Origin of the sequence: Rhodococcus sp. MS16 (assembly GCF_013277795.1) — a bacterium.
Classification (GTDB): Bacteria; Actinomycetota; Actinomycetes; order Mycobacteriales; family Mycobacteriaceae; genus Rhodococcus_F; species Rhodococcus_F globerula.
The window spans coordinates 571,064-598,004 of the sequence record NZ_VBTM01000004.1 but is presented as its reverse complement, the minus strand read 5'-3'; the positions used below and the strand labels follow the sequence as shown (position 1 = coordinate 598,004).

1 protein-coding gene is annotated in these 26,941 nt (G+C 62.4%); it reads right to left on the bottom strand.

The genetic code is table 11. The annotated features are described in order from the left end of the window. Positions 1 to 92 precede the first annotated feature (92 nt). The gene (locus FEZ60_RS12205) at positions 93 to 26,933 is read right to left on the bottom strand and encodes a non-ribosomal peptide synthase/polyketide synthase (protein ID WP_172936161.1); all 26,841 of its coding nucleotides are present in this window, start codon (positions 26,931 to 26,933) and stop codon (positions 93 to 95) included. Positions 26,934 to 26,941 lie beyond the last annotated feature (8 nt).

Sequence of the window (26,941 nt, the reverse complement as noted above, 5' to 3'; positions counted from 1 at the left end):
GCGGTGCCCGAAAACGGGATGGTCGCTCTTGTGTCATTCCCCCACAGTCCAATCCGAAAACATCACCCGATCAGTACCGTATGCACACGGGTTCAGGAATCAGCGGAAAGCGCGCGTGCCAGTGCCGGCCCGATGATGGTCATGGCCTGCGGTTCGATCATCTCGTTATGGGAACAGTCGACAGGTACCTCGTCGATCCTCCCGGTCACGAGCGGCTTCCATTCCTGCGGTGACCGCTCCCGAGTATCGCTGTCCCCATCACCTGTGGCCGGGAAGATGAGCAGGTTCCCGTCGTACACTTGCGGGACGAATTGATGACCGATCCGCTGCGAGTTCTCGTATCCCGCGGCAATCCGTTCGAGGTCTTTTCCGCGTATCCCGGTCTCGGTCCCGAGCGACTCGTCCAACAGTGCAGCGGCGTGTTCGAAAGTCATCTCACCTCCCGATTCGATCTCCAATCCGAGTCCGCGCAACAGATCTCGAACATCGAGTCCGCCCTGCGGTGCCACCTCACCGTTGTCGGGATAACTGTCCATGACAGCCAATGTGGCGACCTCACGACCCGACAATTGAAGTTCGACAGCCATGGCGTGTGCGATGACCCCGCCGAGCGACCAGCCGAGCAAATCGTACGGACCGTTGGGCGCGATGGCCTCGATCTCCTCTACATAGCGGTTCGCGAGTTGTTCGATCGACCGGTAGTCGCCGTCGTCGCTGATCGTCGGCAACTGCAACCCGTACACGGGCCGATCTGGCGGTAGGTACTGCACCAAACCCGCGTAACCCCAAGACAATCCGATTCCGGGATGCACGCAGAACAACGGCCTACCGCTCCCCTCGGCGCGTAGCGGAATCACCACGGCAAGAGCCTCTTCCAGGTCGCTGCTCGCTGTCGGGATATCGAGGCGCCTGGCGATCCCCGCCGGCGTGGGGTCGAGGAACATCCATTGAAGCGGAATCCTGCGATCCAATCGGGCATGCAGGGCGGTAACTATTCTGGTCGCGATGAGCGAATTGCCGCCCAAGTCGAAGAAACTGTCGGCGGTACCCACCCGATCTACTCCGAGAACCTCGACAAAAGCGTCCACGACGGCGTGTTCGGTTTTAGTGGTCGGTGCGTGATACTCGGCACCAATCGACCCGAATTCCGGTGCAGGCAAGGCTTTTCGATCGAGCTTACCCACCGGCGTCATCGGGATGCGATCGAGTACCACCACCGCAGACGGCACCATGTGCGACGGCAACCGCTCCGCGGTGAAGGCGCGTAGGTCTGCGGGCTCCACCTGGTGCCCGTCCACTGCTCGCACGTACGACGCGAGAACGGTGTCACCCGATGGAGCGGTATGACCGATGGTGGCGGCAAAGTCCACCGACGGATGACGCACGAGAACGGCATCGATTTCGCCGAGTTCGATACGGAACCCTCGAACCTTGACCTGGAAGTCGCTACGTCCGATGTACTCGAGCGTGTGGCCAACTCCATTTCCCGCCCCGGTGTTCGCCGACTCGCGCCACCGGACCACGTCTCCGGTTCGGTACATCCGGCGCCCCGGCTCACCGTACGGGCACGCGACAAACCGTTCCGAGGTGAGGACGGTTCGATTGTGGTAACCGCGCGCCATGCCGGGTCCGATGATGTACAACTCGCCGTGAACACCCAGCGGGACGGGCTGCAGTCGCTCGTCGAGGACAAGGAAGCCGAAACCTAGCGCAGGGGCCCCGATGTTCACCCCTTCTCCTGGCCGCATCGGTGCGCTGACGCTGGCCTGAACTGTAGTTTCCGTCGGTCCGTACCCGTTGTGCAGGCTACGACCGGGCGCCCATTGCGCAACTACATCTGGCGGGCAGGCCTCCCCCACCAAATCGAGGACGTGCAGCGACTCGAAGCCGTTGTCACCCAATGCCGCCAGCGCGGTGGGCGTGATGGTGGCATGGGTGACCTCCTCGTCGCGAAGCAGGTCGGCCAATTCACTGCCGCCGAACACTGCGGGCGGAACGATCACCACACGCGCCGACGCACTGAAGGCCATCATCAACTCGAACACCGACGCGTCGAAGCTCGGAGAAGCCAATTGCGATACCCGCGAATCATGAGTGACGTCGAATCGTTCCCGCGTTTCAGCGGTAAGGTTCGCCAACCCGCGATGAGTGACGTTGACACCCTTCGGCTTTCCGGTCGAACCCGAGGTGTAGATGAGATAGGCCGGATGTTCGAGATGCAGCGGGCACGTCCGATCCCGATCGGTGACCTCGTCCGCCGACTCCGCGGCCATACGCTCCGCAAAATCCGCGTCGTCGAGCACCAGCCAGGGAACCGTATCGGGTAGTCGACCTCGACTGCCCGCTACTGTGAGCCCGACCGAAGCACGGCAATCGGCGAGCATGTAGTCGATACGCTCGCGCGGGTATGCGGGATCGACAGGCACAAACGCCGCTCCTGCCTTTGTCACCGACCAGATCGACACGACGGATTCGATCGACCGCGGCATCCCCAATGCCACAAAGGTTTCCGGACCAACTCCACGCGCTCGCAAGACCCTGGCCACTCTGTTGGACCATTCGTCGAGTTCGCGATAACTGACGTGGCGACCTTCGTAGGTCAACGCCACCGAATCCGGGTCGAACGCCGCGGCGGTCGTGAGCAACTCGGGCCACAACTCAGGTTGCACTGCCGGCTCTCCGAGCGCCGGCACCATCATGCGACGATCCATCTCGCCCAGCAGCGGGATATCGCCGATCGGCAGGTCCGGGTTCTCGGTGACGGATTCCAGAATGCGCACGAACATGTCGGCAAACCCGGCAACGGTCTCCGTGTCGAAAAGGTCTGTGGCGAAGTCGACGGCACCGCTCATCCCCGTCGGCGCACCATCGTCGTCGAATTCCTCCGCCAGCAGGAATTCGAGGTCAACCTTGACTACGTCGAGCTCGGGGTCGAGTCCTCCGACTTCCAACTCCGGCAGTGTCAGCACCGGCCGATCGTTGTTCTGGAATTCGAGCGACACCGAGGCAATCGGTGCATACGCCGTCGACCTGCTCGGACCGATCGTGTCGACCACTCGCTCGAAGGGGACATCTGCATGGGCAAAGGCACCGAGATCAACTTCACGGCAATGCGCGGCCAGCGCGCGGAACGAGTGCGCAGGTTCGACTTTCGTTCGCAGAGCCAGCGTGCCGACAAACATGCCGATCAGGTCGTCGAGAGCGCGATCTCCCCGGCCGGCGATGGGCGTCCCGATCACCACGTCGTCAGTGCTGCCGAGACGCGCCAACAGGATCGCGAGCGCAGCGTGCACAGTCATGAACTCGGTGGACTGATGCCGGCGCGACAGCTCCCGGATGCGGCGATGAAGGTCGCGTCCAACAGTGAAGTGCACACGAGCGCCATGGAAGGTCTGCTGCGCCGGCCGGTCACGATCGAGCGGCAGTTCGAGAAGATCCGGGGTACCGGCCAGCGCATCGCGCCAATAGGCAAGCTGCTCTCCGATTATCGACTCCGGGTCATCATCATCACCGAGTACCTCTCGTTGCCACAACGCGTAATCTGCGTACTGCACCGGCAACGGCGCCCAGTCCGGCGCGGCGCCGCTGGTGCGCGCCTGATACGCCGTCATCACGTCCCGAACAAGCGGGGACATCGAGAAACCGTCGGCCGAAATATGATGTACCACAACGGCCAGAACGTGTTCGGTGTCGGTGAGCTCAAACAGGGCGACTCGCAACGGAATACGCGCGGTGACATCGAATCCCGCCGATACCAGACGGGCAAGCTCGTCATGCAGTTCGTGCTCGTCCGCAACGCGGTGAGGCAGCAGAGTCTCCACCGCATTCTCGGTCGGGAGTATCTGCTGGACGGGTGCAGCGCCGCGGATGGGAAACATCGTTCGCAGCGACTCGTGCCGGGCAACCAGATCGGACACCGCCGAATCAAGCGCGGCCACATCGAGTTTGCCACTCAACCGGACCACGATCGGAATGTTGTATGCGGGAGAACTGGTATCGAGCTGATTGACAAACCACATTCGCTGTTGAGCGAACGAGAGTGGAATGTCTCCCGGCCGGGTGCGGCCAGCAAGGGGCGCACGCCCGGATTCTGCGGTACCCAGTGGCTCAGTTGTACGCAGTTGCTCGATGCGCGAAGCCAGGCCGTCGACGGTCGACGCTTCGAAGAGATCCCGCACTCCGCTGTCAACACCGAGCACAGTCCGGAGCCTGGCTGTGACCCGAGTTGCACTGAGCGAATTGCCACCGAGTTCGAAGAAATCGTCGTCACCACCTACCCGTTCGAGGCCGAGTACATCGGCAAACACTTCCGCAACTGATTGCGCAACAAACCCCGTCGGCTCTCGGAAGGGCCTGGTCCGTGACAGGGCGTCGGGGATGGGCAAGGCTGAACGGTCGAGCTTGCCCACTGCTGTCAGCGGAATGCGCTCCAGCACTGTGATCGAGGAGGGAACCATGTGCGAGGGCAAGCTCGCGGACAACGCCCGCGTGAGAACCTCGCCGTCGAGCGCACCTCCAGCGGTCGGTACGACGTACGAGGCGAGCAGGGTGTCGCCGGCTGAGCCACGGTGCGCGATCGTGGCCGAAAATCCGACCTGAGGCTGCGCCATGAGCGCACCGTCGATCTCGCCGGGTTCGATGCGGAAACCACGAACCTTGACCTGGAAGTCACTGCGACCCACGTATTCGATGCGCTTCTCCGGAGTCCAGCGCACGATGTCCCCGGTGCGGTACATGCGCGCTCCCGGATCGGCGGGATTGGCAACAAAACGTTCGGCGCTCAGCCCTGGTCGCCGGTGATATCCACGCGCCAATCCGGCCCCGGCCAGGTAGAGCTCGCCTGGAACGCCCACTGGCACCGGTTGCAGCCGAGCGTCGAGTACGAGTTCGCTGACGCCACGGATAGGCCCACCGATGGTGATCGGGTCGCCAGGCACCATCGGTGCGCTGATGTTGGACATGATCGTGGTCTCGGTCGGCCCGTACGCGTTGTGCAAGCGTCGACCCGGCGCCCAGCGAGCGACCAGATCGGGCGGGCACGCCTCACCGCCGACCACGAGGTCCGAAAGATGTTCGAGTCCAGCCGGATCGAGGGATGCCAGCGCCGCGGTGGTGATAAAAGCGTGGCTCACGTCCTGCTCGGCCAACAGACGGGCGAGTTCCTCACCGCCGTAGACGTCTGGTGGCGCAATGACCATCGTCGCGCCCGCGCCGAACGCCTGCAGATATTCGAACAGCGACCCGTCGAAACTCGGCGTCGAGAAGTGCAAGGTTCGAGATCGGGGGCCCGCCGAGAACCTGTCGATCTGATCACGGGCGAAGTTGTCGAGACCCCGGTGCGTGACCACGACACCTTTGGGCAAGCCGGTGGACCCTGAGGTGTACACGACGTACGCGGCGCTATCCATCCTGATCGGACGGATTCGGTCGGCATCTGTCACCGGCGCCCCGGAGTGTTCCTCGCATTCGCCCACGAAATCGGGGTGGTCGAGAACCAGCCAGCGCGCGGTTCCCGGGAGACGATCGTGATGATCGGCAGTGGTGACACCCAGGCTCACTCCCGAATCTGCGAGCATGTGGGAGATGCGCTCGTCCGGATAGTTCGGATCGATCGGCACAAACGCGGCGCCGGTTTTTGCCACCGCCACTATCGACAGCACCGAATCGAGAGAGCGCGAAATCCCCACCGCCACAGAGTTCTCCGGGCCAACGCCACGCGAGATCAGCAATCGGGCAACTCGATTCGAGCGTCGGTCCAACTCCTCGAAGCTCATGTCGCCGTCCTCCGACACGACGGCGAGCGCGTCCGGATCACGCGTGGCGGCGTCGTCGAAGATCTCCGGCAAAGTGCGAATCGAACCGCCACTGGAGCCACTGACCGGCACCAGTTCGCTGCGCTCGCTGTCGGTCAACAACGATACGGCGGCCAGAGGTAGGTCTGGGCGAACACACGCGTCGAGCACTTGATGCAGGCGCCGCGCCATGGATTCGACTGCATTCGGACCGAAAACGTCGGGAAGGTACTCGAATTTGAGGTGCAACTTGGTGTCGACCGACGCGACCAGACTCAGCGGATAGTGAGCGGCGTCCTTGGCCTCTACACCGGTGACTCTCATTCCGGCGATATCGGTGTCGGTCGACAATCCTTCGCGGTCAACCGGATACGACTCGAACACGGTCAACGTATCGAATCCGATCTCCGGACCACCGACGTCCTGGATCTCCGCGAGTCCGAGGTAGTGATGATCCAACAACGCTGCCTGCTCAACCTGAACCCGATCGAGCAATTCACCCAGCGTCTCGTCGGTGCGCAGACTGATCCGAACGGGAAGTGTGTTGATGAACAGTCCGATCATCGTTTCGATGCCACCCAATTCGGGCGGCCGGCCTGACACTGTGGCACCGAACAGCACGTCGTCACGACCGGTCATCGTGGCAAGAACGATCCCCCACGACACCTGCACCAACGTGTTGATCGTCAGTCCGCGCGAACGCGCAACATCGCGCAGACGCGTAGTCCCCTTTTCGCCGACATCGAACTCCCACTCCGCTGTCATGGTGGACAGCCGACGCGCCCGATCCACGGGAGCGAGGAGGGTTGGGCCGTCCACCCCGGAGAGAGCCCGGGCCCAGGCGTCTCGCGAGTCACCGTGATCGCGGCGACTCATCCACTCGAGGTAATCGCGGTATCCGCGGGTGCGTGGCAGTGCCGACGCGTCACTGTCGACGGCATACAACGTCAACAGTTCTCTGACCAGCAACGGCATCGACCAGCCGTCGAGCAGGATGTGATGGTTGGTGATCACCAGCGTGTACGTACTCGCTGTGATCTTGATCAGTGTGAACCGGATCAGCGGCGGTTGTGTCATGTCGAAGGGCGTCGACCTGTCCTGCGCCAGAACCTGTTCGAGATTCTGCTCACCCCCGGCCGTGAGTTCAACCTCTCGCCACAACGGTGGTACCTGGCGCCCAACGACCTGCACGGCCTGTCCGTCAACGTCGTGCAGAAAAGCGGTGCGAAGGTTGGCATGCCTGTCGAGCAGCGTGGCGGCGGCACGGTGCAACCGCTCGGAATCCACGTCGCCTACAAGGTCTAGCGCCACTTGCACCAGGTAGGCGTCGACAGATTCGTGGTTGTGGGCTGACTCGAGATCCTGGCCGGACTCGTCTGCCAGTTCGGCGTGGAAGAGGAGCCCCGATTGCAACGGCGAGAGTGGCCAGACGTCAGCCAGGTCCGCGCAACGCCTTTCGAGGTCTTCGACCGCATCCTGTCGAAGGTCGACAAGATCGAAGTCGGACGGGGTGAACCCACCACTCGATGCCGCGTACGCACCGAGCGCAGCAAGCGCTTCCAACCACAGCTGGGTAAGTTGTTGTGCGTCTTCGCTGGTGAGCACGCCGGGAGGATACGTCCAGGTAGAGCTCAGCACCGTACCGTCGTCGGTCTCGATAGCCATCGCATTGATATCGACAACAACAGCCAGCGGCAGGTCTGCCGTTGTCGCGTCGCGTAGTGCACCATCGTCAATCGGCGCCCAGCCCGCTGAACTGTCCATGCCGGCACTGCCTAGCCGTCCGTGGTAGTTGAAGCTGATCTGCGGATCGGGTAGCGGAGAAAGCTGACTGGCCGTTTCACTGTTCAGATATCGGAGCAACCCAAAACCGATGCCGCGCTCGGGAATTGCGCGAAGCTGTTCCTTCACCGTCTTGATCGCATTGCCCATGGACGGACCGCCGGCATACGCGTCGTCTAGATCCACGCCGTTCAGATCGAGACGAACCGGGAAGATCGTCGTGAACCATCCGATAGTGCGGGCAAGATCTGCACCGGGTACGACGTGCTCTTCGCGGCCGTGACCTTCGAGATTGAGCAATGCGTCCGCATGTGCGATACCGCGGTCACGACGCCACCGGATCAATGCCAGGCTCAGCGCAGTCAACAATCCGTCGGCAACACTGCCGTGAAATGCCTGCGGCACCGCCACGAGCAGGTTCTCGGTCAACGCGATGGGAACTCGCACCTCGATATCCGCGACGCTGGCTCCGGTGTCCCGCGGTGTCAGTGCCCGTGTACCCAGCGCTGGATCGGGACCGGTGAGTGTCTGTCGCCAGAAGTCGAGTTCACCAGCGCGGTGCGGATCGTGGGCGGCGTCGACCAGTGCATGCGACCACCGGCGCATCGACGTTCCCACCGGCGCTGGGGCCGGCTCGACACCGGCCTGAAGATGAGCACACGCCAGGGCAAGGTCGGGGATCAATATCCGCCAGGACACGCCGTCCATCACCAGATGATGGACGGCAAACAACAAGCGGCCCTCTCGATCCGGACCGGCGTCGAGCCACACAATCTGCACCATGACACCCGACTCCGGGTCCAACCGCCCCACTGCCGCATCAAGTTCCCTCGCTGTATCCGTGGTGCTGTTATCAGTGGCTGTCAGTACCCGCCGCACCACCGCGGATGCCTTCACCGAACCTTGGCCCATCACCTCTAGTGAATAGCCGTGCGCGGTGTGGTGTAGCCGCGACCGCAAAACGTCGTGCCGGTCCAGGACTACCTGCACGGCCGTCGTCAAAGTGTCTTCATCCATGTTCCCCGGAACCGTGAAGAGTGCAGACTGCGAGTAACGACGGAAATCGCCGCCACGCTCGAACATCCACGCAGTGATCGGGGTCAACGCGATCTCTCCGACACCGCCGCCTGGCAGTTCGTCCAGAACAACTTCGTCGCCACTCGTACGCGCAGTCTGGGCCAGCGCCGCAACGGTTTTACGCTCGAACACGTCTCGCGGCGTGATCAGAACTCCGGCTGCCTTGGCACGGGTCACCAACTGGATCGACATGATGCTGTCGCCGCCCAAAGTGAAGAACGAATCGTCGACGCCTACTGTGCCTAGTCCCAGAACCTCGGCAAACAAGTCGACGAGAATGCGTTCGTTCTCGGAACCCGGAGCTCGACTCACCCGCACCTGTTGCCCGAAGTCTGGTTCCGGTAGAGCTTTTCGGTCAAGCTTCCCATTCCCCGTCAGGGGCAGTTGATCCAGGACCACGACAACCGACGGCACCATGTGAGATGCCAAACCCTCCGCGGCCTGATCGAGCAGCGCAACCGGGTCGATCACCGCGCCGGTTTCGGGCACAACGTAGCCCACCAACCGGTCACCGCGTGCCACCGCCGCAGCCTGCGCCACCCCAGCGCCGGCGAGCAAAGCCGACTCGACCTCGCCGAGTTCGATCCGGTAACCCTTCACCTGCACCTGTTGATCGTTGCGGCCGAGATACTCCAACTGGCCATGCGCATTCCATCGCGCCAGGTCGCCAGATCGGTACATACGCGCCCCAGGTGTGAAGGGGTCCGGCACAAATCGTGCCGACGTGAGTCCGAACCGACCGAGATATCCACGGGTGATCTGCGTGCCCGAGACGTACATCTCGCCGGCCACGCCCGGTGGCACCGGATGCAGCCGATCATCGAGCACGTAAACGCGGAGGCCGGGCAATGCCGGGCCGATCACCGATGCGGATACGTCGCGCACAAGGTCGTGATCCAGAGGTAGGTAGCTGACATGCACCGTCGTTTCCGTGATGCCGTACATGTTGACCAAAGTCGGGGCGGTGTCGCCGCGTCGCGAATACCAGCGTTCCAACTGCGCGAAATCGAGGGCTTCCCCGCCGAAGATCACGTACCGCAACCACAAGTCGGGTTCGCCGGCCAGGCGGTCTGCCTGCGCCAGTTGGTAGAAGGCCGTCGGGGTCTGATTGAGCACGGTGACGCGTTCGCGCTGCAGGAGTTCGAGGAACGCCTCCGGTGAGCGGGCAGTGAAGTAGTCGACCAATACCAGGCGGCCACCGTGGGCAAGGGCACCCCACATTTCCCAGACCGAGAAATCGAACGCAGCGGAATGGAACATCGTCCACACATCATTTTCGCCGAATTTGTACAGCGCCTCGGTGTTTGCCAGCAATGTGACCACGTTGCGGTGCGCTACCTGCACGCCCTTCGGCCGTCCGGTAGAGCCCGACGTATAGATCACATACGCCACCGAATCGGGATGCAACGGACGCAGGCGGTCGGCATCCGTGACCGGAAGGGGCGAAAACTGTTGCAGCGCAGTCACAGTATCGTCGCTGTCCACCACGATCATGGGGACAATCGAAGACTCCAATGCGCCGCAGTCTTCGATTGTGGTGAGAGCGCAGGCCGGCGCGGCATCACTCAACAGGAATTCCAGTCGCTGCGCCGGAGAAGCCACATCCACCGGGAGGTAGCCCGCACCCGCCTTCACTACAGCCAGCAGTGCCACAACAAGATCGACAGATCGCGTCATAGCCACGGCTACCAGAGTTTCCGCGCCCACTCCCCGCGCCACCAACAGCCTCGCGAGTCGGTTCGCCCGCCCGTCGAGTTCGCGGTACGTCACCGCATTGCCGTCGCAGCTCACCGCAACCGCATCACCCGCCGACGCCACCGACCGATCGAACAGATCCACCAGTGACATCGGTCCGACACCAACGCCCCGGCGGTTCGGGTCCAGGAGCACACGCTCGCGTTCTGTCGGCAGCAGTATGTCGATATCACCTACCGCAACCGAGGGGTCCTCGGCCACGGTTGCGATCACACGCTCAAATCGCTCTGCCATACGTTGAATCGATGCCTGATCGAAAACGTCACTTGCATAGCGGAACCCGGCGCTGATCCCGGCCGGCGACCCGTGCCCGTCGACCCGCTCGATGAGACTGAGTTGCAAGTCGAATTTTGCCACGTCCAGATCGACGTCGAGTTCGCGGACAGTCAACTCAGGTAGTTCGAGTCGCAGGTGGCTGGCGTTCTGGAATTCGATGACCACCTGAAACAGAGGCGTATGCGACGTAGACCGTTCTGGTGCAAGCTCGTCCACCAGCCTCTCGAAGGGGATATCCGCATGCCCGAACGCCCCGAGATCCACTGATCGCACCACACTCAGCACGTCTGCAAAGGAAGATCCCGGCGATACCGGGGTTCGAAGCACCAGCGTATTGACGAACATCCCCACCACGTCGTCGAGCAATGCTTCACCCCGGCCTGCGACCGGCGTCCCCACCGCAACGTCACCCGAGCCAGACAACCGTGCCAACAGCGCTGCCAGCGCTGCGTGCATCACCATGAACAACGTCGAATTACTCTGATGCGCAATCTCGACCAGTTCACGATGCACGCTGAGAGGAATGTCGAACGGGATCACGGAACCTTCGGTGGACCGCTGAATCGGCCTCGGGCGATCCAAGGGCAACGGCATGACCTCGGGGATGCCTGCCAACGCTGCGGTCCAGTATTCGAGCTGATCGGCGACCACCGACTCCGATTGTTGCTCCGTGCCCAGAACCTCCCGCTGCCATAGGCTGTAGTCGGCGTACTGCACGGACAACGGCGCCCACTGGGGCCTCTGGTCTTGCGCGCGAGCGGTGTACGCGAGCATGACATCCCGGGCAAGCGGTGTCATCGAGAATCCGTCAGCCGAGATGTGGTGAGCGACAATGGCAAGAACGTGCCGCTCGGGAGCCAGTCGCAGCAACTGCACTCGGATCGGAAGATCCGTGGTGACGTCGAATCCCGTGCCGATGAAGCCCTCGATCACATCGTGAAGTTCCTGATCGAGTGCGGGAATCGGACGAAGGTCCGGCGCGACATCCGAGGATTCGAGTATCAGCTGACGCGGTCCGTCCGCAGAACCCGGGAACACTGTACGCAAGGACTCATGCCGGTCCAGCACATCGCCCAGCGCCGCACGCAGAGCCTCCACATCCAGTGCGCCGTCCAACTGCAGGACAACCGGGATGTTGTAAGCCGACGAGGACGTGTCGAACTGGTTGACGAACCACATCCGGGCCTGAGCGAGAGACAACGGGATTCGATCGGGCCTCGCCCGCGCCGCCAGTGCGGGTTGGGTGAGTTCGGTTCGGGCAGTCGACTCGAGCCTGGCAGCAAGCGCGGAAACCACTGGTGTGTCGAACAACCCGGCCACGCCCAATTCGGTGTTCAACGCACTGTTGATCCGTCCCACTGCTCGGGTAGCACTGAGCGAATCGCCGCCGAGTGCAAAGAAACTGTCGTCGGCGCCGACGCGATCAACGCCGATCACGTCGGCAAATGCCTGCGCAACCACTTCCTGTGCCAGTGTGCTCGGAGCTCTATACACCACTGCGGCAAATTCCGGTTCCGGCAGGGCTTTTCGGTCCAGCTTGCCGTTCCCGGTCACCGGTAGCGCCGCAAGCACCGTCACCACCGACGGCACCATGTACGCAGGTAGATCCTGTGCTGCCGCGTCGAGCACTTCTCGTTCGACCAGCGTTATACCCTGCGCGGCAACAACATAGGCAGCCAGGAAATCGCCGGCTTCGCCGCTTCGGAGAACCACCACCGCCTGCGCAACCCCCTCCTGGCGCGCCAATACTGCCTCGATCTCCCCCAATTCGATGCGCTGACCCCGCAACTTCACCTGAAAATCACTGCGCCCGACGTACTCCAACTCACCCAAAGCAGCAACATTCCCCCTCACTCCGCTCGACCCCGCAATACCACTCCGCACCCACCGCACCAGATCCCCGGTCCGATACAACCGCTCACCCGGTGCCCCGAACGGATCCGCCACAAACCGATCCGCCGTCAAATCAGCCCGCCCCTGATACCCCTGAGCCAACTGCACACCACCGAGATACAACTCACCCACAACACCCACCGGAACCGGACGCAAGCGCCCGTCCAGCACATACACCGTGGTGTTCCACACCGGCGCACCGATGGGCACTACTGTCGTGTCGAGTTCGCTGACCTCGTGGGACGTCACATCCACCGACGCCTCCGTCGGACCGTACAAGTTGTGCAGTTCCGCATCACTGCACCTCAGCAGACGCGCCGACGTCGATGCTGCCAGCGCCTCACCACTGGTAAACACCCGCCGCAGAGTGTCACAATCGCCGACATCTGCGCCGGCGAGAAACGCCTCCAACATCGACGGCACAAAATGCACCGTCGTCACCGACTCGTCGCGGATCACCCGGTCCAGATACACCGGATCACGATGCCCACCAGGTTCCGCGATCACCAGTCGAGCGCCAACCTGCAACGGCCAGAACAACTCCCACACCGAGACGTCGAACGTCATCGGCGTTTTCTGCAGTACTACGTCGTCACCGGCGAGCGGATACCGATCCTGCATCCACAGCAACCGATTCACCACACCCTCGTGTGGAACCACCACCCCCTTCGGCCGGCCCGTCGATCCCGATGTGAACATCACATACGCCGGATGCTCCGGTCGCAGCGGCGAAATCCGCTCGCACTCGCGTACCGTACCCGGCGAATACTCCGATACGTCAACATGATCCAGCTCCACGACCGTCATGCCCCCGGGCAGCACAGCCCGCTCGGCAGCGGTGGAGAGCACCAGCACCGGATCAACCGCTCCCACCACATATGCGACGCGCTCCGCAGGTTGATCGGGGTCGATCGGAACGTACGCCCCGCCGGCCTTCCCCACGGCGTAGATTGCCACCAGCATCTCCAGCGACCGAGACACCGCAACACCCACCCGCGACTCCGGACCCACGCCTGAACCGATCAGCAGCCGCGCTAGTCGGTTCACGCGCGCATCGAACTCCGCGTACGTCAACACTGAGCCATCTATCACCACCGCACCAGCGTCCGGAGTGCGTGCCACCTGTGCGTCGAATAGATCCACCAAGGTCGCAGCGGGCACGCGATGCTCCGTCGCATTCCACTCATCCAGCACCAACTCCCGTTCACCGTCGGCAAAGATGTCGACTTCAGCGACCGGTGTTGAGTCGTCGAGAGCAATCGTTTCGAGAATCCTCGTCAACCGATCGGCGTACAGGTGGACTGTCGCGGCGTCGAAGATCGATGGTTGATAGCGCAGGCTCAGACGCAACCGGGGTTCGAGGATCGAGAGCAGGGTCAGCGGGTAGTGCGTCGCGTCGCGAGCATCCAACCCCGTCACCCGCATACCGGCGATGTCCACGTCATCATCCAGCCCTGACGTGTCGACCGGGTACGACTCGAATACCGACAGCGTGTCGAACAGGTTGCCCACACCGACGCGGGCCTGAATCTCACCGAGCCCCACCTCGTGATGATCGAGAAGAGCGGCCTGCTCCTCCTGCATCCGAACCAGCAACTGTGCGCAGGTCTCGTCAGGATCTACCTGCATTCGCACGGGCAACGTGTTGATGAACAACCCCAGCATGTTCTCCACACCGGGCAGTTCCGGTGATCGCCCCGAGACAGTGGCGCCGAATACGATGTCGTCACGAGAGAGTAAGCGGGACAGTAGAACACCCCACGCAGCCTGAATCACTGTGTTCATCGTGACCCCGCTGCGCTGGGCCGTGGCAGTCAGGGCATCGAGCACCGCAGCGGGCAGGTCGATGTCGACCTCGGCCGGCACAGCCCGGTGCCCGCCAGGCGCGGAAGGCGCCAGCAACGTCGGCTCGGTGACACCGCGCAGCGCACGTTCCCACGCCTGTGCTGACGCTTCGGAATCCCGATGTGCCAACCAGGTCAGATAATTGCGGTACGAAGCAGACTCCGGCAGATCCACCGGGGTTCCGTAGGCGGCGTACCGCGTCAGAAGCTCGCGCACCAGCAAGGGCATCGACCAACCGTCGAGGATGATGTGATGGTTTGTCACCGCAAGCACTGATCGATCGGGTGCAGTTCGCAGCAGAGTCAGACGCAGCAACGGAGGTGAGTCGAGATTGAACCGGGCACTGCGATCCGCGTCGAGGTAGCGTCGCAATTCCTCGTCGGCGGCCGATCCGTATCGGGTCAGATCCACCTCCTGCCACGGAATCTCCACGTCGTCGACAACCACTTGAGCGGCAGCACCGTCGCTTCCGTAGACGAACGCGGTACGCAGATTCGGGTGACGGGCCACCAAACCTGCTGCAGCGGAACGCAGGCGCCCCGCATCGACGGAACCTTCCAACTCGATGCACAGCTGTGCGGTATACACGTCCACGGTTTCTGCGGCCACCGCGGCGTGAAAGAGCAACCCCTCCTGCAGCGGCGAGAGCGACCACACGTCGCGCACTGTGGGGAATCGCTCCTCCCAAGATTCGATCTGCTGCTGGCTCACCGACACGAGTGGAACATCGGACGGGGTGAGCCCACCCGCTCCCGGCAGTGACGTGTAAGTAGCAAGGCCTTCGAGGCCGCGACGCCACAGTTCGGCAAACGCCGCGACTTCGTCCTCATCGAGGACACCGGCCGGGTAGGTGAACGTCGCGGTCAGATGCGGACCGTCCGGACCGTCCTCGACGGCAGCGTTGATGTCGATCACGGACGCGACCGGCATGGTGTGGTTCTGCGTCCCACCGAGCTCTCTGCTGCCCGCGACCGGTAGCCAGTCTTGCGTTCCGTCGGAGGTGCTCACTCGTCCCAGATAGTTGAAACTGACTTGAGGAGAACCATATTGGCTGAGCGACGCTCCCTCGACGCCGAGGTATCGCAGCATTCCGTAGCCGATGCCGTGATCCGGGATCGCACGCAACTGCTCCTTGACGGCTTTGACCGACTGCCCGGCGGCACGACCACCGGCCAGCGCATCGTCGACATCGATCCCGGCGAGATCCAGCCGCACCGGATACACGGTGGTGAACCATCCGACGGTGCGGGAAAGCTCCGCGCCGGGGACTGCATTTTCCTCGCGGCCGTGTCCCTCGAGTGTGATCAGCGCGTCTGCCGCAACAGTGCCCTGTTGACGCCGCCAACTGACGAGAGCCAGCGCCGCGGCGGCAAGCAACCCGTCGCCAACGCTGCCGTGAACAGCCGTCGGCAATGTGGTGAGCAGACTACGTGTAACGGCGGGCGGCACGTCGACGGTGACGGTGCCAACACTCGCGTCGACGTCGATAGTGGGATCGAGTGGACGCGACCCGATCAACGGATCGGGGCCGTCCAGGATGCTCGTCCACAGGTCGATTTCACTGCTGCGGTCGCGTTCGCGCAGGCCATGAGACCAGCGTCGCATCGACGTACCCACGGGCGCGAGAGAAGGCGTTTCACCGGCCTGGACTTGTCCCACTGCCGACGCAAGATCCGCCACGAGGATGCGCCACGAGACGCCGTCTACCGCGAGGTGATGAATCACCACAAGGAGTCGGCCGTTGGCATTCGGGGCGTCGAACCAGACAATGCGCAGCAGGCCGCCGGTGGCCGGATCCAAAAGGTCTGCAGCGGCCTCGAGTTCCGCGGCGGCCAAGGCGGCAAAATCATCCCCGTCAACCGTGTCGACGAGCACCCGACTGATCACTGCGTCCGCCGTGATCGAACCTGGCGGCAGCACCTCCATGCCAGGTCTTGCCATGTCCCGGTGTGCACTGTTGTCCACGATCAGACGCGCCCGAAGTATGTCGTGGTGGTCAAGCACTTCCTGGACTGCGAGAGCAAGAACGTTCTGCGTGAGGCCGGCTGGCGCTGCCAGCAGCAAGGCTTGAGAGAATCGGTCGAGTTGGCCGCCGCTGCGTTCGAGCATCCACGACGCGACCGGGGTAACGGGCAGGAAACCGACACCGCCACCGGGCAACTCGTCGAGGGCATCCGCGTCGTCACCGTCGAATCGCGCCGATTCAGCAAGCGCTGCAACGGTTCTGTGATCAAAAACATCTCGGGGACTCAGGATCACACCGGCAGCCTTTGCGCGGGCTACCAATTGGATGGACATGATGCTGTCCCCGCCGAGCGCGAAGAAAGAATCGTGGACGCCCACCGATTCCAGTCCGAGTACCTCGCTGAACAGTCCGGCAAGCAACGCCTCGGTCTCGGTTCGCGGTGGTCGATCCGGTGTCGCCGCGGCCGAGAAGTCAGGCTCCGGCAGCGCCGCGCGGTCAAGTTTCCCGTGAACCGTGAGGGGAAGAGATCCGAGTATCACCAGCGTCGCCGGGACCATGTACGACGCCAGTCGCCCAGCGGCGACGTCGAGAACTTCTTTCGAGTCGATTATCGCGCCAGGTTCGGGCACCACGTAACCGATCAACCGGTCGCCGCTGCCGTCACCGTTCCATACGTCGGTAACGGCCTGAGCCACGTCCTCGTGCGCAGTGAGCGCCGATTCGACTTCGCCGAGTTCGATGCGGAAACCACGAATCTTCACTTGTGAATCAGTGCGCCCGAGGTACTCCAATTGCCCATCTGACGACCACCGCACCCGATCGCCGGTGCGGTACATGCGCGTTCCGCCCGGGCCGAAGGGGTCGGCCACAAAACGTTCGGCGCTCAGGCGGAACCGCCCGTGATAGCCACGTGCTAGAGCCGGACCGGCAAGATACAACTCGCCGGCAACACCCACCGGTACCGGCTGAAGCCGCGTATCGAGCACAACTTCAGTGAAACCGCGCGTGGGGGCACCGATGGTGACCGGGTCCGAGGGCGCAAGGGGCGCACTGATACTCGATACTACTGTCGTCTCGGTCGGTCCGTAGGCGTTGAACATCCGCCGACCCGGCGCCCATCGTGCCACCAGTTCGGGCGGGCAAGACTCCCCACCCGTCACCACGCATTCGAGCGAAGACAGACCTGCCGGTTCAACCGACGCCAGTGCCACCGGAGTGACAAAACAATGCGTGACCCGCTCGGATTCGAGCAGTTCCGCCAAAGCGGTTCCGCCGTACACGGACGGCGGCGCAATCACCATCGTGGCGCCGGCACCGGTCGCCAACAACAATTCGAGGATCGATGCGTCAAAGCTGGGCGACGCAAAGTGCAGTGTCCGCGACTGCGTTGTGGTTCCGAATGTTTCGCGCTCCTGAACGGCAAAGCTGTGCAGACCGCGGTGTGTCGTAACGACGCCCTTGGGTGTGCCGGTCGACCCGGAGGTATAGATCAAGTACGCCGGATTATCGATCCGAATCGTCGATGTCCGCTCCTCATCGTTGATCCCCGACGACGGGTAGGACGACAGTCGTTCGTCGAAGCCCGGTTCATCCAGTACCAACCAGGGCACGACAGCGGGAAGGGTGGCGTGGTGCGCCGCCCCGGTCACGCCCCACACTGCGCTGGAGTCGGTCAGCATGTATTCGATCCGCGCAGAGGGATGATGTGGATCGATGGGAAGGAACGCGGCACCCGTCTTGGCCACAGCCCACAGCGCCAGGATGGACTCGACGGATCGCGGCACGCATAGTGCAACTACGTTCTCGGGCCCGATACCGTACTCGATCAGCATGCGGGCCAATTGATTCGAGCGATTGTCGAGTTCGTGGTACTTGACCTCACGCGTGTCATAGATCAGCGCAACAGCATTCGGATCGTGAGCGGTTGCGGCTGCCAACAGATCCGGCAGCGTGTGCGGGTCCACTCCCTCCTTACCTCGAACCGGGGTCAGGTCGTCACGTTCACCAACGTCGAGGATATCGATATCTCCGACCCTTGCAGATGGATCAGCGGTGACACTGACGAGGATTCGCTGCAGCCGCCGCGCAAACGTCAAGGCAGAATCACTGTCGAAAAGGTCTGTGGCATAACCGAACTTTGCATCCATGCCGGCTGGGTTACCGTCGGCGTCCACGCGTTCCGACACTGTCAATTGCAGATCGAAATTGGTGGTGTCGATCTCGACATCGACACTGTTGACCTGCAGATCGGGAAGTTCCAAGGTCGGACGCTCGATGTCCTGGAACTCCAGCATGACCTGGAAGAGCGGAGAATGCGCGGTCGACCGTGAGGGATTCACCACTTCCACAACACGTTCGAAGGGAACTTCCGCATGCGTGAATGCACCCAGATCAGCTTCCCGGACGGTGTGGAGCAATTCGGCGAATGTCGCGCCCGTGTCGATCGTGGTGCGCAGGACAAGCGTGTTGACGAACATGCCCACGACGTCGTCGAGCTCCCTCTCACCACGACCCGCGATCGGTGTGCCGACGGCGATATCGTCGGCATCAGTCAACCGCGCCAACATTGCCGCCAACACCGCGTGCACAACCATGAACACCGTGACGTTGTATTCCCGCGACAGCGCCACCACGCCCGCATGAACCTCGGGATCTATCGAAAACGGGACGTGTCCGCCGCGAAGCGAACGAACAGCGGGACGCGGACGGGCGGTGGGAATCTCCAACACCTCGGGCAGGTCAGAGAGCGTGTTGCTCCAATACGCCAGCTGCGTCGACATCAGCGACTGCTCATCGGATTCCGAACCCAGCCACTCGCGTTGCCACAACGTGTAGTCGGCGTACTGAACCTCGAGTGGTGCCCAGTCCGGTGCCGAACCCAGCACACGTGACGAATACGCGCCCATGACATCTCGGGCCAGCGGCGCCATCGAGAAACCGTCGGCAGCAATGTGGTGCACCACAACTGCCAGGACATGAGAAGCCGCCTTTCCTTCGAGCCGGAACAGAGCGGCACGCAGCGGGACCTGCTCTGTCACGTCGAAGCCTTCGGCCAGCACCTGCACGCACTTCTCGCGAAGCTCTGCGTCACCGGACACTGCGATGGGATCAAGGTCAGGCACTGCACTCGCGGTAGGCACGACCACTTGGTGTGGGCCGTCATCGGTGAGCGGAAAGATTGTGCGCACTGCCTCATGTCGTTCGACGACGTCCCCAAAAGCTGCCTGCAGCGCACTGATATCGAGCGCGCCGTCCAACCTCAACGCAAACGCGACGTTGTACGCCGACGACGACGTGTCGAACTGATTGACAAACCACATCCGCTGTTGCGCCAGCGACAGTGGGACTTCCGCAGTACCACCCCGCGGCTTCAGCGGCGGTCTGGATTCCACACCGTCATTCGACTGCGCCAATGCCGCCAAATCCGCGACGGTCGGAGCGTCGAATACGTCCCGCACTCCTATCCTGTCCCCGACCACGGCATTGATCCTTGCGACCAACCTCGTGGCGATCAGCGAGTTCCCTCCGAGGTCGAAGAAATTGTCGTGCGTACCTACTTTCGCGACTCCGAGTAGATCCGCAAATACAGTGGCGACAATGTCCTCGATCGGATTGCGCGGTGCAAGATATCCGGCAGCACCGGCTTCGAAATCTGTTTCCGGCAGCGCTTTCCGATCCAGCTTTCCATTTGCCGTCACCGGCAACTCGTCCATCACCACCAGCACTGACGGCACCATGAACCCCGGAAGCTCGGCGGCGGCCCGCTCCAAGATCACTCGCTCGTCAACTGTCGCCCCTGGCTGGGGAACCACAAACCCGGCGAGATAATCGCCCGCGACCCCCGACCGCAGTACCACTACCGCCTGCGCTACCCCGTCGCACCGGGCCAGCGTTGCCTCGACCTCTCCGAGTTCTACCCGCTGACCACGCAACTTCACCTGGAAATCACTACGCCCGACGTACTCCAACTCACCCAAAGCAGCAGCATTCCCCCTCACTCCGCTCGACCCCGCAATACCACTCCACACCCACCGCACCAGATCCCCAGTCCGATACAACCGCTCACCGTTCGCCCCGAACGGATCCGCCACAAACCGATCCGCCGTCAAATCAGCCCGCCCCAAATACCCCCGAGCCAACTGCACACCACCGAGATACAACTCGCCCACAACCCCCACCGGCACCGGATGCAAGCGCCCGTCCAGCACGTACACCGTGGTGTTCCACACCGGCGCACCGATGGGCACCACTGTCGTGTCGACATCGCTGACCTCGTGGGACGTCACATCCACCGACGCCTCCGTCGGACCGTACAAGTTGTGTAGCCCGGCACCGGGAATCAACTCACGCATCCGCCGCGCAGTCCCCGGCGGCAGCGCCTCACCCGATACAAACACTCGCCGGATACCTGAACACCGCGCCGCCGACGCCTCGGCAACAAACACCTCCAACATCGATGGCACAAAATGCACCACTGTCACCGACTGGTCGACAATCACGCCCGCAAGATATGCCGGATCACGATGCCCACCCGGTTCTGCGATGACCAACCGCGCACCAACCTGCAACGGCCACAGCAACTCCCACACCGAGACGTCGAACGTCGCCGGCGTTTTCTGTAGCACCACGTCACTGGCGTCCAAAGGGTAGCGATCCTGCATCCACAGCAGGCGGTTGACTACTCCCGCGTGCGGAACCACAACACCTTTCGGCCGACCCGTCGATCCCGACGTGAACATGACATACGCCGCATGTTCCGGCCGCAGTGGAGTCAGCCGGTCACAATCTGTCACCGGTGAACTCGAAAACTCACTCACATCAACATGATCCAACTCGACGACGAACACACCGGCGGGCAATACCGAACCTTCACCCGAAGTTGTCAGCACCACCACGGGATCCGCGGCGCCCACCACAAACCCCACCCGGTCCGGTGGCTGGCCCGGATCGATCGCGACATACGCCCCACCTGCTTCGAGCACGGCATACACCGATACCAACAACTCCACCGAACGAGAAATAGCGACACCCACTCGCGATTCCGGACCAACACCCACCGAAATCAGGAATCGGGCCAGCCGATTCACCCGCTCACCGAACTCCCGATACGACAGCACCGTTCCGTCGAACACAACAGCTGGCGCATTCGGTGTCCGCAAAACCTGCCCATCGAACAGATCAGCCAACGTCACCGACGGAATCGGTCGATCCGTCTCGTTCCACACCCCCACAACCACGTCGCGCTCACGCGAATCGACCACGTCTACATCACCGACAGGGGTGTTCGAATCCGCTACTACAGCGCTCAGAATTCGAACGAACTGCTCCCCGAAGCCTGCGACCGTGTCCCGATCGAAGATGTCCGACGCGTACGTGAACGACGCCGCAAAGCCTGCTGCCGACCCCATGTCGTCACGGCGTTCCGCAAGCGTCAACTGCAGATCGAATTTGGCGACGCCGGAATCGACCGGTACGACGTCCACTGTGAGGCCCGGGAGTTCCAGGTGGGGCGCGACCGTGTTCTGGAACTCCAGCAAGATCTGGAAGAGCGGTGATTGCGATGTCGAGCGTTCCGGCGCCAATGCTTCGACGACACTCTCGAAGGGCACCTCCGTGTGGCCGAACGCCGCCAAATCCACCTCACGGACGCCGGCCAGTACTTGTTCGAAGGTCGCGGCAGAATGTACGGCCGTCCGCAGCACCAGTGTGTTGACGAACATCCCGACCAGGTCGTCGAGTGCCTCCTCACCACGACCTCCTGTCGGTGTCCCGATTGCTATGTCTGCCGATGCGCTCAGCCGCGCCGACATCACCGCAAGCACAGCATGCATCACCATGAACACTGTGGCGTTGTGCCGGCGCGCAAGTTCGAGGACTTCACTGTGCAATTCCGCGGGAACCGAGAACTCGACGGTCTCACCGCGCAGCGATCGCTGCGCCGGCCGCGGCCGATCCAGCGGTAAGTCGATAGCGGCGGGGACGCCGGACAGCGTCGACTTCCAGTACCCCAATTGTGCGGACATGACGCTGCCCGGATCTTCGTCGAGGCCGAGAACGCCCTGTTGCCACAGGCTGTAGTCCGCATACTGCACCGGTAACGGCAGCCAATTCGGATCCTGCCTCGCCGCGCGCGCCGCGTATGCCGCCGTGAGGTCGCGGGCGAGCGGCGCCAGTGACGCACCGTCCGCCGAAATGTGGTGTACCACAAGAACCAAGACATGCTCATCGGGACTGATCCGAAACAACGCACTGCGAACGGGCACATCGGCACTCACGTCGAAACCCCGACCGGCAAGTTCGGAAATCCGCGCATCCAACGTGGAGCGCGTGACGTCGACAAGCGGAATCAACTCCGGGATCACCTGCGCCGGCGGAACAATTACTTGAAGTGGACCGTCCACTGACGCCGGATACACGGTGCGGAGCGACTCGTGGCGGTTGATCACGTCTGTCATTGCGGCCCGGAGCGCATCTACATCCAACGTTCCTGCCAGCCGCACCACCATCGGAATGTTGTACGCGGCCGACGATACGTCGAACTGATTGACGAACCACATACGTTGTTGCGCAAGCGAAACAGGGACTCTGCTGGGACGCGGTTGCGCGTTCAGATTCGGACGGCCGGAGCGAGCGGCGGTCCGCGCACCGCGAATTTCCACCGCCAACGCGTCAACGGTGGGAGCCTCGAACAGACTCCGTACACCAAGGTCGACCCCCTCTGCCGCGTTGACCCGAGCGATCAGCCTTGTTGCCACAAGGGAGTTTCCGCCGAGATCAAAGAAGCTGTCGCCCAGGCCGATCCGTTCAACCCCGAGGACATCGGAGAAGATCTGTGCAACAACCTGCTCCAGCGGGTCGAGCGGAGCACGGAATTCGCCGGCGCCGCGCAGAAATTGTGGCGCTGGCAACGCCGCACGATCAAGCTTCCCCACCGGCGTCATCGGCAACTCGTCGCGCAACACGACCGCCGCCGGCACCATATACGTGGGCAGATGTTCCCCCACGTATTCCGTCAGGTCGGCGGGCGACAGCACCTGCCCGTCGGCGGGCACAACATACGAGACGAGCACCGTGTCGCCTGACGGCGCGGTTCGTGCCACGGTTACAGCAGTCCGCACCCGCGGATGAGCAAGCAGGAGAGTGTCGATTTCACCCAGTTCGATGCGGAACCCGCGGACCTTCACCTGAAAGTCGCTGCGCCCGACGTATTCGAGCGTGCCGCCGCGGCGGCGCACCACATCTCCAGTCCGGTACATCCTGTCACCAGCATGGCCAAAGGGGCTGGCCACAAACCGTTCTGTGGTCAAAGCCGGTTTTCCGTGATACCCGCGAGCGAGGGCCTCACCGGAAATGTAGAGCTCACCGGCAACACCGTCCGGGACGGGATTCAACCTCGAATCGAGGACAACTTCGACACACCCGCGAAGCGGGCCACCCAGAGTGATCGGTCCTGCCGGCGACATCGGCGTACTGATATTTGCCATGACGGTGGTCTCGGTCGGCCCGTAGGCATTGCACAACCTGCGACGAGGGGCCCACCGCTGCACAAGTTCCGGCGGGCAGGCCTCACCGCCGAACACAACCTCCTGAAAGTCGGGAAGGCCGTCGGCGGGTGTTGATCCGAGTGCGGCGGTGGTGATGAATCCGTGGGTGACCCGTTCGGTTTTCAGGAAGCGGGCCAACTCCTCGCCGCCGTAGATCGTGCGCGGAGCGATCACCATGGTGGCTGCGGCTCCGAACGCCTGAAGATACTCGAAGATCGACGCGTCGAAGCTCGGGGTCGAGAAATGCAGCGTTCGAGAGTTCGGTGTAGCACCGAACCGTGAAAGTTGCTCAGCAGCAAAGCCGTCCAGTCCAGTGTGGGTGACCGACACGCCTTTCGGTCGCCCCGTGGAACCCGAGGTGTAGACCACGTACGCGGGATTCTCGCGGCGAAGTGGTCGCGCTCGCTCGGCGTCGGTGACTGCCGAAATCGGCATCGCCGCGCAATGATCACGAAAGGTGTTGTCATCGAGAATCATCCACGGAATCGCATTCGGCAATGACGATTGCTCAGCGGAAACGGTCAACCCCACGACAGCGCCGGAGTCCATCAGCATGTGTTGAATTCGTTCAGTCGGATACGTCGGATCCACGGGAACAAATGCCGCACCGGACTTTGCCACGGCGAGCATGGCCAGGACCGACTCCACCGAGCGTGTCATACCCAGCGCCACACGATCTTCCGATCCGATGCCGCGGGCAGCCAACACGCGCGCCAACTGGTTCGAACGTTCGTCGAGTTCTCGATAGGTTACCGAGGCGCCCTGATACGACAGCGCGATACCGTCGGGATGCGCCCGCGCAGCCGCATCGAACAACTCCGGCAGGGTGCGCTGCGAACGTCCCGGCGCGGTGTGGACCGGAAGGAGCGCTCCCCGTTCGTCCTCGGAGAGAATGCCTATGTCACCGACCACCGTCTCAGGGTCGGCGGTGACCGCCTCCAGAATTGTTCGGTATCGAATTCCGAGACGAGCCACAGTGTCGGCATCGAACAGATCGGTGGCAAACCCCAGCGTCACATTGATGCCGGACGGTGCGGCGTCGTCGCTGAACGTTTCTTCCGCAGATACCCGTAGGTCGAATCGGCCGATACCGTTGCCAGTCTCCTCCGCGGCAGTGCCGGTCTTGAGGCCGGTCTCGAGGCCGCTCTCGAGGCCGCTCTCGAACAACACTTGAACAACAGGCGAATACGCAGGGGATTGCTTGACCTCCAGCTCCCCCACCAACCGATCAAACGGTATATCGGCGCGCTCGAACGCTTCCGCGTCGACCTCGACAAACTGGCCCAACAGTCGCGAGAAGGACTTATCCGGTGCCACTTCGTTGCGCAACACGACGATGTTCGATCCTGCCGACACCGGCGTCCCGACCGCTACATCGAGCGCACCGGACAGGCGGCTCGTCAAGAGCGCGAACCCAGCGTGCAGCACCTCGAACATTGTGGTGTTGTGTTCCTGAGCCAGCGCGATCAGGTGCTGATGTGTGTCAGCGCTGATCCGAACGTCAACCCGATCGCCGTTCAACGACTGCGCCGCGGGTCGAATTCGGTCGGACGGGAGACTCAGCAGTTCGGGCATCCCCGCGAGCTGGTTCTTCCAGTACTCGAGTTGCTCGGCTTCAAGCCGCAGTTTGACACCGGTGCGGAAGGAGCGGTCGTGAATGGTCGCAAGCAGCACATCCGGAGCCGCCGCGATCAGTTCTTCCAGCAGTTCGACGAACTGACCGTGATGCATACGCAACACCGAATCCGCGTACCTGTTCGGATTCGCCCGGAAGTCGACGAACAGTTGATCCGCGCTCGGATACACGTTGACCAGGAGATCTTCCACCGGTCCCGAGGTGACGATGTGGTATTCACCCACCATCGCGCCGAGCTGAACTTCTTGTCGGAACATCATGACGTTGACCATCGGCCCGGCCAATGCGTCGTCACTGCTCACACCATTTGTACTGACACCATTTGTACTGACACCATTTGTACTGACACCGATGTCGCGGCGAATGTCTTCGAGACTGCAGCGCTGATGGCGTAGTGCGCCCATCAACTCACGCTGAACCCGGGACACGAGTTCGGCGACGGTACCCCCTTCGTCGACCGAGATGGACAGCGGCGCAACATTGACCATCATGCCGCCGGACTCGCGCAGTACCGCCGTCGTCCGGCCTGACATCGGAACTTGCACCAGGACAGTGCTTTTCGCAGTGAGACGTGCCAAATAACAGGCCAGCGCTCCGATGATCGTAGCCGCCTGACCTTCGGATTCCAGGAGTTCGGCAGACGATTCCCCTGACAGCACAGCGCTCTGGAGTTTGCTCGCAGCGACTGCCGGTTCGTGCCCGGCCGCCAGGGCTGAACCGGTACCGCCTGAGTTCCTCTCCGCCCAGTACTCGCGATCGGCGGCAAACCGATCCGACGACCGGTAGCGACTGTCGATGTCGTACAGCTTGCGTAGTGGCGCAGCGCGATTCGGATCCGGTTCGCCTCCGGAGACTGCTGCCGAATATCGGTGCGCAATACGATTCATCAGCGTCATCGCACCAAATCCGTCGAGTGCGACATGATGAATTCGGCTGTACCACAAATAGTGCAGCTCACCCACGCAGAGCACCGAGGTCTCGACCAGTCGATCAATTCCGAGATCAAGAGTGGTCTGATAATCCCGCTGCATCCACTCGTGTGCAGCGACCATCGGATCGTCGTAGTCACGGAAATCGATGAGCTCGACCGGGATCTCCATCGAGTTGTCCACGTACTGCATCGGCTGGCCGTCGACCTCGAGCACTTTGAGCAAGGGCGACTGAAACTCCCGTGCGACCGTCCGGGTTTCCCTGCGCAGCAGGTCGACATCGAGAACTCCACGCAACTCGACGTAGTGCGCTATCGAAATCGGCACCTTCGGCTCGAGTTGCTGCGCAAACCAGGTCGCACGCTGCGCGGCGGAGAGAGGAAACAGCTCTACGTCCGAAACTCGAGTGGGCTGTTGCCTGACATCGAAGCGTTTCACAATAGTGC